General features: G+C 58.0%; 10 protein-coding genes. 1 reads left to right on the plus strand and 9 read right to left on the minus strand.

Annotation, left to right across the window (positions count from 1 at the left end; translation table 11 throughout):
* Window positions 1-8: 8 nt before the first annotated feature.
* The 8 genes from BLR13_RS10930 to BLR13_RS40075 all read right to left on the minus strand — a co-directional run bounded on the left by BLR13_RS10930 (window position 9) and on the right by BLR13_RS40075 (window position 9,090).
* Window positions 9-2,339, minus strand: a complete 2,331-nt coding sequence (locus BLR13_RS10930; protein ID WP_074824540.1) for an ABC transporter permease — start codon at window positions 2,337-2,339, stop codon at window positions 9-11.
* Window positions 2,336-3,397 carry an HlyD family secretion protein gene (locus tag BLR13_RS10935; RefSeq protein ID WP_079586417.1) on the minus strand — a complete coding sequence of 354 codons (1,062 nt, stop codon included), beginning with the start codon at window positions 3,395-3,397 and terminating at the stop codon, window positions 2,336-2,338. The genes BLR13_RS10930 and BLR13_RS10935 overlap by 4 nt, the downstream gene beginning before the upstream one ends.
* Window positions 3,398-3,543: 146 nt before the next feature.
* Complete coding sequence (locus tag BLR13_RS10940; protein WP_074831652.1) at window positions 3,544-4,455, minus strand: heme o synthase; 912 nt, start codon at window positions 4,453-4,455, stop codon at window positions 3,544-3,546.
* Window positions 4,456-4,522: 67 nt separating this feature from the next.
* The gene (gene cyoD, locus BLR13_RS10945; RefSeq protein ID WP_074824538.1) at window positions 4,523-4,864 is read right to left on the minus strand and encodes a cytochrome o ubiquinol oxidase subunit IV; all 342 of its coding nucleotides are present in this window, start codon (window positions 4,862-4,864) and stop codon (window positions 4,523-4,525) included.
* Entirely contained in the window at window positions 4,865-5,443 is a 579-nt protein-coding gene (cyoC, locus tag BLR13_RS10950; protein ID WP_074824535.1) for a cytochrome o ubiquinol oxidase subunit III, read from the minus strand.
* A 72-nt stretch (window positions 5,444-5,515) separates the two neighbouring features.
* Entirely contained in the window at window positions 5,516-7,486 is a 1,971-nt protein-coding gene (gene cyoB, locus BLR13_RS10955; protein WP_074824531.1) for a cytochrome o ubiquinol oxidase subunit I, read from the minus strand.
* A gap of 3 nt (window positions 7,487-7,489) precedes the next feature.
* On the minus strand, window positions 7,490-8,368 hold the full coding sequence (gene cyoA, locus BLR13_RS10960) for a ubiquinol oxidase subunit II (RefSeq protein WP_433994263.1): 879 nt from the start codon (window positions 8,366-8,368) through the stop codon (window positions 7,490-7,492).
* A 398-nt stretch (window positions 8,369-8,766) separates the two neighbouring features.
* The gene (locus tag BLR13_RS40075) at window positions 8,767-9,090 is read right to left on the minus strand and encodes a hypothetical protein (protein ID WP_143039753.1); all 324 of its coding nucleotides are present in this window, start codon (window positions 9,088-9,090) and stop codon (window positions 8,767-8,769) included.
* A gap of 1,513 nt (window positions 9,091-10,603) precedes the next feature.
* Here BLR13_RS40075 and BLR13_RS10970 point away from each other — a divergent pair.
* Window positions 10,604-11,041 carry a hypothetical protein gene (locus tag BLR13_RS10970; RefSeq protein ID WP_143039752.1) on the plus strand — a complete coding sequence of 146 codons (438 nt, stop codon included), beginning with the start codon at window positions 10,604-10,606 and terminating at the stop codon, window positions 11,039-11,041.
* On the opposite strand, the gene hemA is transcribed toward BLR13_RS10970, so the two are convergent.
* Window positions 11,038-12,318, minus strand: coding sequence for a 5-aminolevulinate synthase (hemA, locus tag BLR13_RS10975; RefSeq protein ID WP_079586415.1), 1,281 nt, complete (start codon window positions 12,316-12,318; stop codon window positions 11,038-11,040). The genes BLR13_RS10970 and hemA overlap by 4 nt on opposite strands.
* Between the last annotated feature and the right edge of the window lie 154 nt (window positions 12,319-12,472).

Below are 12,472 nucleotides of genomic sequence, written 5' to 3' on the forward strand. Positions count from 1 at the left end.
CGGCAAGCCTAGCTTTGCCCATGTCTCTGTCCTTTCCTGACGGCAAACGCCGAGATCACCGCGAGCGCGAAATAGCCCAGCGCCAGACACCACAGTCCGAGCCAATCATGCGCGACCTCCCAGATGCTGGCACCCAGCTGGTTGATGCGCACGAGGCCGTCGATCGCGGAGTCAGCGGGGAACAGCCGACCGAGCGCGGTGGCCGCCTCGGGAATTGCTTCGCGTGGCCATGCGAAGCCGGCGGTGAAGAACTGCGGCAGGCTGGTGGCCAGCAGGAGGAGGGTCGCGTTTTCCGGCCGTGTGAACCAGGCTCCGATGGCCTGTCCCATAAAGCTCGTCGCCAGCAAAAAAACGGTCGCGAGCGCGAAGATTTGTGGAAGGTGCCCGAGCGTCGAGAAGCCGTAGATCCGCGGCAGCACGACGAGATAAAGCGCGAGCGCTGGAAGGTAGAGGGTCAGATGGGCGACGCCACGGCCGAGCACGCCGGCAAACGCTCCGCTGCCGCTCGCAAGCGCAGTGCCGGTCAACATCGCCGCGCCGATCAGGAGCGTTTGCTGCAGGATCAGCACAAACGCCGCCGGAACGACGTAGCTCGCATAGCCGCCCACCGGGTTGAAGATCGGCTGCAGCAGAACATCGGCCGGGCTCTGGCTCGCCAATTTCGCCTTGACGAGGCTTCCGTCCGAGCGCGCGCCTCGCGAAACGAGCTCGGACGTCAATGCCCCGACCGCCGTGGCGACCCCGCTTGCGGTCGACCTGAATATGAAAAGGTAGGTGGCATCGGCGTAGACGGGAATGTGAGCGGTGATGCCCTTGAGCACGTCGCGCTCGGTGCCTGCCGGGATTTCGACGGCGGCAAAGGCCTTCCCACGATCGATTTCCGTACGCGCTTCGGCAAGTGTCCGTGCGCGAACCGCAACGCTCAATGCGCCGCTCGCGTCGAGTGTCTCGACCATCCGGCGGCTGAGATCGCTCAGATCGTTGTCCACGACCGCGATGGGAAGCTTGCGAAGGATCTGGTTCAGATAGGGTTGCGGATAATAAATGCCGTAAACCAGGGGAGCCAGGAACAGCACGCTGAAGGCGCTTCGGGTTTCGAGCACGCGCCGCCACTCCGCCATGAAGGCGCCGCCGATGCCTCGCGGCGAGCGGTCGATCTCGGGTTGCTCGGCAGGTTGCGCCATCTCAAACCAGCCCCTGCGCTTGAGGCTCGCCATACGCAGCAATGCTAAGCCGGCAAACAGTATCGTCAGGCCGGCGAGCGCCGCGAAGGGAACGGCGGCTTCCGAGACCGGCAATCCCCGCGCCGCTTGTCCCAGCAAGACGGCCATGTACCAGCGCAGCGGCAGGATCGCGCTCCAGACTTGTGCAAAGGCATTCATGCCGACCGTGGGAAAGCCGACGCCGGCGTAGCCGAATGCAGGGGAAGCGAAGAGGCCCGCAAGTCCGAGCCCCGTCGGCAAGTCGCGGACCAGGAGCTGCAGCAAGGCGCCCACCGACAAATAGGCAATAATCAGGAGGGAGCCGGCGGCGACCATCAACGGCAGGTCTCCCTTGAAGGGGATTTGCAGCACGCCTTCCAGGAAGAGCGGCTCGGCCAACATGATCAGGAAGAAGATGCCGAACAGCGGCGCGAGCTTGCCGACCAGGGCTATGACCGGATCGCCACCGGCACTTTCGAGCCAGGCCCGCGCATCGCGACGGCGGAATTCGGAGCCGACGGAATAGCCTGCAGCGAGCGTGATCACCACATGGATGATCGTTGGCAGCAACGCACGGAGCAAGAACTGCGCGTAATTCTTTTGCGGATTGACAAGCGCGATGGTCTCGGCGGCGAGCGTTCCCATGGAAGCCGGTGCGGGGGCGGCCCGCTTGGCGGGGGCGGCCACGGCTGCCGCGGCGGAAAGCGCATCGCTCAGTCCCGAAGACGCAATGCCTGCCGCCGTCAGGAACTGCTGGTTATAGAACCCGACGACCTGCGGACGGCGCTGGGCCTTCAAATCGCGTTCGAAATCCGGCGGGATATGGATGGCCGAGATCGCCTTGCCCGACCGGATGTCCTGCACCGCCGTCGACAGCGTGCCGGAGCGGTTGACGATCGCAAGACTCGGCGAGGCCGCGACGTATTCCACCAGGGCCCGCGAAGCGTCAGAGTTGTCCTCGTCGACGACCGTCACCCCGAGCCCCCGTATGACCGGATGGCTGAAAACGGTTGTGAGAACCACGAACGCAAACAGCGGCACGCCGAAGATCAAAATCAGCGCCACGCGATCGCCGAACAGCCAGCGGCATTCGCGCTGCGCGACCCGCCAGAAACCGGGTTTTGACGCCGGCCTCATTGCCGGGACCGCCAGTCGAGATAGGCGCTCATCCCCGGTCGCAACTCCGGCACCGGCTGGACCGGGTAGGCGCGAATCGAAAACGTCCGCAAGTCGAAATCGCCAGTGGCGCGCGTGGCCCGCCAGCTCGCATATTCGCCCTTGGTTGCAACAAGCTTGACCTCGACCGTGACGCGGCGGTCAGCAAGGGCCGGAATGCGGACATCGAACCGATCGCCGACCTTCAATCCCCTAACGAGATCCTCGCGCAGATCGAAATGAATCCAGACGTCGGCCAGATCGATCAAGGTAACCAGCGGTACGCCCGGCGATACATACTCGCCCGGCTCGACGTTGCGCTGATAGACCTGTGAGGCGACGGGAGCATAGACCTGCAACTGATCGATGATCGATTGAACGCTCTGGATATCGGCATTGGCCTTTTCGACGTTGGCCCCGGCAATCGCCCGCTCTTCCCTGGTGTAGCCGTTGACGGCCTGGTCGTAGGCCGATTTGGCCTGATCGACCGCGCGCTCGGTTTCATGCAGCGCATCGGTCACCTGGTCGAGGCGGGCTTGCGGTGCGTTACCTTGCCCGGTCAATGTATTGGTTCGATCGAAGGTTTTCTGCGCCAGCACCAGCGCTGCCTGGCCACGCTCCAGCTCCGCCTTCCGCGCGGCGATGACTTCCGCCCGCGTTCCGACCAGCACATTGGCAAGCTGTGCCTCGGCCACAGCCATCGCCGCTTTCATTTGGTCGTGTTTGGCCAGCGTCTCGGGATTATCGATCTTTACGAGCACCGCTCCCGCGGGAACGTTCTGGCCGCGGTTGACGGGAATTTCCTTGACCCGTCCGTCGACGCGCGCGGCTATATCGAGGCGTGTTGCATCGACCTCACCCTGTACGAGCAGCGGTTCTGGCCGGAGGAGATAGAAGACGGATAACGCCACAACAATAGCTGCAACGGTACCGACGATAATGGAAGGGCCACGTGTCGCCGTGCGCGTGTTTTTGTCCTGTCCGTCATGCGTTGCGTCGGACGTACTCTGAATCTCCTCGCCAGAGGTCGGCGTGTCCATGTCTGACTCCACTTGGTTCATAACCGTCTTGGTTGTCAGCCCTCGCCGGACTTACATTCACCTTCCCAACCATCGAACCCCACTTTTTTACGCAAGCAGATCATTGGTTTGACAAGAACTTCTCCAAACGAAGCAATGCGTGTTGCCTAAGGAGATTGAACACGCAGCGCGGCATCGACCACTAGCGCTGCGAAGAGAGATCCCAGGTAGAGCACTGAAAGCACGAACAGGCGACGAGCGGGGCGCCGTTCTTCGTCATCGCTCTGGCGCAATTTGAATGCGGCCAGGATCATCGCTGCTCCAAGAATTGCCGCAGCCACGCCGTAGGTTGGGCCAGCGAAGCCCAAGAACCACCGGAGTAGCGAGGTTGGCATGAGCAGGACGGTATAGATCAGGATCTGCCGCTTGGTTTCGGCCTTGCCGGCCACGACCGGCAGCATTGGAATTCCAGCCCGCGAGTAATCACCCATGTGGTTGAGCGATAACGCCCAAAAGTGGGGCGGCGTCCAAAGAAAAATGATCAGGAAGAGTATGAGTGGCTCGATTCCGATCGCACCGGCGGATGCTACCCAGCCGACGACCGGGGGAAGTGCCCCGGCTGCCCCTCCAATGACAATGTTGTATGGGGTTCGCCGCTTCAACCAGATCGTATAGATTACGGCATAAAAGAAGATTGTGAAGGCAAGCAACGCCCCCGCAGCGACATTCAGCCCAATACTGAGTGCAAGGACTGCGAGCGTACCTAGCACCAACCCGAAGATCAGCGCTTCGGAGCGCGCGACTCGGCCACTGGGAATGGGACGCGCGACGGTGCGGGCCATCATCGCATCGATATCGAAATCGTACCACATATTGAGCGAGCCGGCGGCACCGGCGCCGACAGCGATGCAAAAAACAGCAAAGACACCCGAAAACGGATCAATATGACCAGGCGCGATCGCGATTCCAACGAACGCAGTAAAGACGACCAGTGACATAACACGCGGCTTCATCAGCGCGAGATAGTCCTCGATCTTGGCAGTGCTCCTCCGAACCGGAATTGAACGACTTACGTGCATGAGATCAACGCCCCGTATTGGAGGCAACATGGCGGTCGCCTTCGCTCAGGCACTCCGTCATGAGCGTTCATCCAATCATCATCGGCATCATGTTGTGGTTCAGGTGGTTCATGATCCAGAACGAACCGCCGACCAGGATAACAACCATGAGGACTGCGAATAGAAATGCCATCAGGTTCCAGCGTTGTCCCGAGGACCCGTTCACGTGCAAAAAGAAAACAAGGTGCACCACAATCTGCACCATTGCTGTCGCCGCAACGCCCGCCAATACTGCCGACGCGGGCGCGGCCCCGCTCATGACCATCCAAAACGGGACTGCCGTCAGAACGAGTGCCAGGATAAGTCCCGAGGAGTAGGTTACAAGACTGCCGCGCCCGACACCGTCACCGGAGATGTGGGTAGTTCTCATTCACATGCTCCCCGTCAAATAGACGACGCTGAATACGCCGATCCAAACGATGTCTAGAAAGTGCCAGAACAAGCTCAGGCATATCAACCTCGTGCGGTTGGTCGCGCTCAGGCCCCGCAAGGCGACCTGGGCAATCATTACAGCCATCCAGATCAGACCGCTGGTGACGTGAAGACCATGCGTCCCGACAAGGGCGAAGAAGGACGAGAGAAAAGCGCTTCGATCCGGACCTGCCCCCTCACCGATCATCCGATGGAACTCGCTTATCTCCATCGCGATGAAGCACAGCCCTAACAGAGCCGTGATGGCCAGCCACCGCAGCACGCCAACGCGCGCTCCTCTATTCAATGCCAGCATGGCCATGCCGTAGGTGAAGCTGCTGAGCAGCAGACATACCGTCTCGGTCAAAACATACGGCAGCGAGAACAAATTCCGCCCCGTCGGGCCGCCGGCGGACTCACCCGCAAGGACCGCATATGTCGCAAAAAGTGCCGCGAACAACAGGCAGTCGCTCATGAGATAGATCCAGAACCCCAATACCGTTGTGGATCCGGTCTCAATGTGCTCAGCCTCCTCCATATTTGCGGGCTGAGACGCCGAAGCACCACGAGCGACAACGGTTTCAATCGTCAAAACGTCGGTTGACATGACTTAGACCTGTGCGAGGCGTAGCGAGGTGGTTCGCTCAATACGAGCAACGTCTTCTGCGGGGACGTAGAAAGCCCTGTTTTCGTCGAACGAGTGGACGATGATTGAAATGACAATGCCCAGGACACCTAGCAGGGCAATCCACCAGATATGCCATACCAGAGCGAAACCCAGAATCAGGCTAAACGCACCTACGATCGGACCGGTGCCGGTGTTATGGGGCATGTGAATTCGCCTGACGGCCATCGTCGGTCGCGCTTGCCCTACCGATTTCATCTCCCAGAAGGCGTCGCGACCATTGACCACCGGCGTCGTCGCAAAATTGTAGAACGGCGGCGGTGACGAGGTCGACCACTCCAGCGTCCGGCCTCCCCATGGGTCGCCGGTCACGTCGCGGTTCTTCTCACGCTGCACGACACTGACGACGATCTGCAGCAGGAAAAAGAGAATTCCGAATAGAATAACGACGGCACCGACTGCTGCCACAATGAGGTAGGGTTGCCAGGCGGGATTATCGTAGTGATTGAGACGGCGCGTCATGCCCATTAGGCCAAGGATGTAGAGCGGCATGAACGCCAGATAAAATCCAACCAGCCAGCACCAGAACGAGCATCTACCAAGCGTTTCGTTGAGCGTGAACCCGAATGCTTTTGGAAACCAGTACGTCAATCCCGCCAGGTAGCCAAACAACACTCCACCGATGATCACGTTGTGGAAGTGGGCGACCAGGAACAGGCTGTTGTGCAAGACGAAATCAGCCGGCGGAACAGCCATCAAGACGCCCGTCATCCCACCAATCACGAACGTAACGATGAATCCGAGCGTCCACAGCACCGGCGACGGGAACCGAACCCGGCCACGATACATCGTGAACAGCCAGTTGAAGACTTTTACACCTGTCGGAATCGAGATGATCATCGTGGTGATACCGAAGAAGGCGTTCACATCCGCCCCGGCTCCCATGGTGAAAAAATGATGGAGCCACGTCACGAAGCCCAGCACCGCGATTGCCATGGTCGCGAAGACCATTGGGCCGTAGCCGAATAGCCGCTTGCTGGAGAACGTCGCGATAATCTCAGAGAAGATGCCGAAGGCCGGTAAGGCGAGAATGTAAACCTCTGGGTGCCCCCATGCCCAAATCAGGTTGACGTACATCATCGGGTTGCCACCAAGGTCGTTGGTGAAGAAGTGCGTACCGAGATAACGGTCAAGGCCGAGCAGAGCGAGCGTGACGGTCAAAACTGGGAAGGCAGCGACAATCATGATGTTGCTGCAGAAAGCCGTCCACGTGAAGATCGGCATCCTCATCAGCGTCATCCCGGGGGCGCGGTTTTTCAGGATAGTCGCGATGAAATTGACCCCAGCCAGCGTCGTTCCGACCCCGGAAATCTGTAGGCTCCAAATATAGTAATCGACGCCGACCCCAGGACTGTATTTAAGCTCCGACAAGGGTGGATACGCCAGCCAACCGGTCCGCGCGAATTCACCAATTCCAAGCGACAGGTTGACCAGTCCGAAGCCCGCCACGGTGAGCCAGAAGCTGAGTGAATTGAGGAACGGAAACGCTACATCCCGCGCCCCGATCTGCAATGGCACAACAACGTTCATCAAGCCGATCACGAACGGCATCGCCATGAAGAAGATCATGATGGCGCCGTGGGCGGTGAAGATCTGGTCATAATGTTCGGGCGGGAGATAACCGGGTGACCCTCCCGACGCGACCGCGAGCTGGGTTCGCATCATAATGGCATCGGAGAAACCACGCAGTAGCATTACGACGGCCAGCATGATGTACATCACGCCGATCTTCTTATGATCGACGGTCGTCAGCCATTCCGTCCACAGCCACTTCCATTTTCGACGATAGGTGAGCGCACCGACGACCGACAGGGCAATCAGGCCCATGAACCCGAATGCCCCCATAATGATTGGCTGGTCGAACGGAACCGCGGCAAGAGTGAGCTTACCAAGCATCTTCTACTCCTCGCTCGCTGCGCAAAATGGCGCGACTTCTCCCCGCGTTTCGCGAAGAACCCCCTGGTAGAGCTGACTATCGAAAGCTGAGAAGTATTCGACCGGATTCTTTTCACTCGGCATAGCCAATTTCTTATAGGCTTCGGAACTCAATCGGCTTGATGACTTCTTCACCTTTGCTGTCCAGTCAGCGAACTCCTGATCCGTCATAGCGATCGCTTTGAACTTCATATCGGAGAAACCGCCGCCGCTGTAGTTCGCGGAAAAGCCGTCAAAGACTCCTGTCCGATTTGCGATTAGGCTAAGTTTTGTTTGCATTCCAGACATTGCATAAATTTGCCCCCCGAGCTGTGGGATGAAGAAGGAATTCATTACCGAGGCCGATGTAATTCGGAAATTCACGGGCACATTGGTGGGGAACGCGATCTCGTTGACTGTCGCGATTTTCTGGTCCGGGTAAATGAATAGCCACTTCCAATCCAGGGCGACGACCTCGATGTCGATTGGCTCAACATCAGAGGCAATTGGCCGGTAGGGATCGAGTTCGTGGGTGGTGCGCCACGTGAGGATCGCGAGGATCGCGACAATCGTACATGGAACCAAGACCATGAATGCCGCCACTTTGTGAGAACTATCCCAGTCGGGCAAGTACTGCGCAGCGGCATTGGAGGCGCGGTATTTCCAGGCGAACGCGAATGTCATCGCAATAACCGGAACGACGACAATAAGCATCAGCCAGGTCGCTAGAACGATGATGGAGCGCTCCTCCACCCCGATCTGCCCTTGAGGGTCCAGGACGGTCAAATTACACCCGCCGAGCGTCGTAGCGCCGCACAACGACACCACCTTTAGCAATCGGCCAAACCCAAGTGCGGCTCTCACGAGATACCTCCTCGAAACCATGGCCAGACCAGATTGGTCGTCAAGCGGACATGCGCGGACCCGTTATTCAAACCCTCTGCTCACTTCTGCATGGAGCAGACGGCCAATGATTACGTCCGGAGGCGCCGAAGATTGAATCAAGGATGCCAAATCTCTCCAAATCTTTCCGAGGCCAACCGGGCGCGCTTCATCTGGGTGCACCCGACATTGCTGCACAACGAGGGCTTGCGAAGGAGCTGATGTTCTATTCAAACCGGCCGTCGCCGCTTCTCAGCATCAAGGGCCAATCATCCTTCACTGTGAGATCGAGAAACTGACCTCCAAACGGCGGACCCAGCAAACTTGCTGCGCCACGGCAATCGAAGGTGTCATGAACGATTGCAAAGATCGGCTGCGCGTCATTGCCCGCACCTATCCGCTATGCGGTCGTTGAATATTTGAATTTCTGCATCGAGCACTTCAAGGGCTCGTTGACGCTCGACGTCATTTGGGCAGTCGGCGACCGCCTGACGAGCTGTCACCGCCTCGATGAATTGCTTGAAGTCTAACCTGCAGCTCTCATCAGTAGCCGGCTTGCCTACACTGTTTTGCGATGAGCGCACCAGCCGCAAGTGGGAGGAGACAACTGTCGCTTGACCGCATTGTGACGCACCAAGCGCGGCCGCCGTTGATAGCAGCAAGAGAGGGGGAATGACCAACATTAATGTGCGCACCATGCGCATGCATCTCTTCGCACGATGCTCTACTCACGGTCAGCTACGTCATGATGATCGCGCATGATGCGAGAGAGCACTCCACCACGGTCCCATACGACCAATCGCACCACGCGTCAGGTTAAGTCTTGCAAAGGCTTGCTAATATGAGACTCGCGCAATGATCCGAGGGTCGCGCGGTTCTAGCCACGTCCAAGAGCGCTTAATTCTTCACGGCAGACTTGGCTAAAACTCCTTAGGGGGTCTGTCGCGTGACTGCCGATCAACTCTCGCAATTCAGGAAACGTTTTGTTCGGCGAAAGATATGTATCGACTATCATTCGAGCTACGGCTTCTGCGCCTTCGATTACTGCATCGCTAGATAGAATGCGCATTCTGCCAATTAGTGCATACATATTTACGAGTGCCGAAACCTCCGAGTTGTTATGCACAAGCGCATCGGCATACAACTTTGACGCCTCCTCGATGAATTGCCTGTATAGTTTCTGCCTTCTGGTCTTCTCTTGGGCCAGCCTTCGCACGCTATCTCTACGGCGCTGCGTGACCCAAGTGGCCACAAGAGACGTCAAGCCGCCGACGGCTGACCCACCAAAAGCAGCAAGAGCAGGAATGTAGCCGGGATTCATATTTTTACCGTTTTGTCCACTGCGCTATTTGGCTCTGGGACCTTCAGACGTGAGCGGGGAGCCCTGCAACTTGCCTTGGGGCGCGTCCGGCGCGACAGATAATCTCTCTCGCTCGCGAATATTTTCCGGTGCATCGCTCACGGAATCACCTTGTCCGAGTCGGGCAAGGGTGGAGTGTCCGATCTACTCCCTGCAAAACTTGGCGTGGGCCGCCCCTCGACAGCGGTTAGCGGTGCCGCGTCCATCGGCGAATGTCGACGCCATGTCTGTTTGAGACTCCGACGCCGCTTATCAACTTCGACGAGACCGGGCATAATCTCTGAGCGATTCTCGCCTACATCGAGCTTCATCGTGAGGTTCTCACCGGGGCGCTGCGACTTACTATGGTCAATTCTCCTTGGAACCAAGCTAAGTTCGCCAACGTTCAATAAATTGTTGCAAAGGATACTTCTCACCGCAGGACTTCGACGAGGCCGCTCGCGCACGTGAGCTCCTTTATTCTGACGCTATGCCGGTTTGATCGCCTCGGCACCCAAGGCCAAGCACGAGGTGTCGGGACACGTCGCCGCCACCGAAATTTGGCGGCCAGACCGCGATTTGCATCTCTTTGTTACGCTTCATTTTTGCGCGGGGATGACGCGATGTATGTTGGCCAAGGCTGAATTGGCCGAAAACACGCGGACAATGAAGCCCCTGTCAGCGCGCCCGGCTTCCCTCCCGATCCGGGTCCGCATGCGGTCGGTCTGCATCGCCGCAACGGACCGACCGCATTTTCTGAAAGGTCGAACTCTTCACCGGATGCGAGAAAATCGCCTATCACCCGGGCCGATCAAACTAGCCGCTCTATTTATTGGAATAATCGACGCCTAAACGCCAGACTCCGAGGCAGATAAAGCATGAGCGAGAATTCAGATCCGTTTCGAGCCGAGGTGCTCCTAAGCCTTTCAATGATTGCAGGAGCCTTGAGCCATCTGAATGAACTGGTCGACGAAAAGACAGTTACGATAGAACAAGAATTGCGAGAACGCGTTGCCGAAAGCGAGAAGCTTATCGATCAAATCCGTGCCGAAACGCGGACTGCCCAAGATGAGTTGAAGCGGCTAATGGAAGAAGAGCGATTCGAGACCGGTGAAATAGTTGCCGAATGGAAGGCAACCCGCCGGACAAGCAAGCTGCATGCTCGAGCCGACCGGTGCGAACGGTTTGCAACCACCGCCATTGAAATCGCCGTTTTGGCGATGGAGGAAGCGAAACGAGCAGTACTATGTGCGTTGCTCACCCGTAAAGAGACAATTTCAATTCAGGTCAGAAGGAGCGGAGACGGTCCGTCCTAAGCGATCGATCCGCGGGAAGCCGATGGACGTTCCGGGGTGATCTGGCGGCGCTGACATCGATATGAGTGCTCGGCTGCTGGCACCAGCTTTAGTCGATCCCAAATCCCCTGCATCGCATTTACGAGCCAAAGTATATCCGGATCACTGTGTAACGGCGTGGGCGCGAGACGAAGCCGCTCCGTTCCTCTTGGTACTGTTGGATAGTTGATCGCCTGCACATATACGCCGTAACACCTAAGCAGTTCATCAGAGATGGCCTTGCAAGTTAGGGGGTTGCCCACAAATACAGGAACGATGTGACTGGGTGAGGCGATCATCGGCAATTCCGACTTGACCAGTTCTCGTTTCAGCGCCGCCACGCGTTCCTGGTGCAGAACTCTGAGCGACGAATCCTTCTTGAGGTGGCGCACACTGGCAAGCGCGCCGGCGGCAACCGCCGGTGGCAACGCACTGGTGAAAATGAATCCAGGTGAAAAGCTCCTGACAAAGTCAACGAGCGACGCTGATGCCGTGATATATCCGCCAACAACACCAAACGCCTTGGCAAGTGTTCCCTGTATGATCGTCACACGGTGGGACAATCCTTCGCGCTCAGCTATGCCCCCGCCCCGATGTCCATAAAGACCGACCGCGTGAACTTCGTCGAGATAGGTCATGGCCCCGTAGCGTTCTGCGACATCGCACAAGTCTGCGACAGGTGCGATGTCTCCATCCATGGAATAAACTGATTCAAAACAGACGATTTTCGGTCGCCTGGCGCCTACGGCCGCCAGTTTTCTTGCGAGATCCTCCGCATCGTTGTGTCGAAAGATGTATTTCTCCGCTCCGCTATGTCTGATACCCTGGATCATCGAGGCATGATTGTGCGCGTCTGAAAATATTACGCATCCAGGAAGCAGGGCTCCCAAAGTGCTGAGGGTGGCGTCGTTGGCGATGTAGCCGGATGAAAAGAGGAGCGCCGCATCCTTCCCGTGAAGGTCCGCTATCTCGCGCTCCAGAAGCACGTGATAGTGGCTTGTGCCGGAAATATTGCGGGTGCCGCCCGCGCCGGCGCCCGCGCAATCGATTGCTTCATGCATCGCAGCCCGTACCGCGGGATGCTGTCCCATTCCAAGATAGTCATTTGAGCACCATACCGTGACTTCCGACTGCAGCGAGTGATCGTACGCGCGCGGGTAGGCACCCACACGACGCTTGAGATCGGCGAACGTACGGTAGCGGCCTTCGGCACGAATTTGCTCAAGCCGGCTTTGAAAAAAGGCCTCGCTGTCGCGCATGTAATCCACGCCCGAAAGATGTGTTATTCTGCTTCGGGCTCGACAATGATTCTTCTCGAGGCTCGAACCAAGTAAGGTCTGCCAAATTTCTGCAAATTCTGACGAAGCGACAAGACGCCAGGGCATCTTCGGTCATCCCGTCAGCCGCCGCCCC

The sequence above is a fragment of the Bradyrhizobium ottawaense genome, assembly GCF_900099825.1.
In the GTDB taxonomy this organism is placed as follows: Bacteria; Pseudomonadota; Alphaproteobacteria; order Rhizobiales; family Xanthobacteraceae; genus Bradyrhizobium; species Bradyrhizobium ottawaense_A.

Excerpts from the sequence above, each read along its gene's own strand:
- cyoD (WP_074824538.1), bottom strand. The coding sequence starts at position 4,864 with ATGAGAACTACCCACATCTCCGGTGACGGTGTCGGGCGCGGCAGTCTT.
- BLR13_RS10930 (WP_074824540.1), bottom strand. The coding sequence starts at position 2,339 with ATGAGGCCGGCGTCAAAACCCGGTTTCTGGCGGGTCGCGCAGCGCGAA.
- BLR13_RS10970 (WP_143039752.1), top strand. The coding sequence starts at position 10,604 with ATGAGCGAGAATTCAGATCCGTTTCGAGCCGAGGTGCTCCTAAGCCTT.
- BLR13_RS10935 (WP_079586417.1), bottom strand. The coding sequence starts at position 3,397 with ATGGACACGCCGACCTCTGGCGAGGAGATTCAGAGTACGTCCGACGCA.
- BLR13_RS10940 (WP_074831652.1), bottom strand. The coding sequence starts at position 4,455 with ATGCACGTAAGTCGTTCAATTCCGGTTCGGAGGAGCACTGCCAAGATC.
- cyoB (WP_074824531.1), bottom strand. The coding sequence starts at position 7,486 with ATGCTTGGTAAGCTCACTCTTGCCGCGGTTCCGTTCGACCAGCCAATC.
- cyoC (WP_074824535.1), bottom strand. The coding sequence starts at position 5,443 with ATGGAGGAGGCTGAGCACATTGAGACCGGATCCACAACGGTATTGGGG.
- hemA (WP_079586415.1), bottom strand. The coding sequence starts at position 12,318 with ATGCGCGACAGCGAGGCCTTTTTTCAAAGCCGGCTTGAGCAAATTCGT.
- BLR13_RS40075 (WP_143039753.1), bottom strand. The coding sequence starts at position 9,090 with ATGCGCATGGTGCGCACATTAATGTTGGTCATTCCCCCTCTCTTGCTG.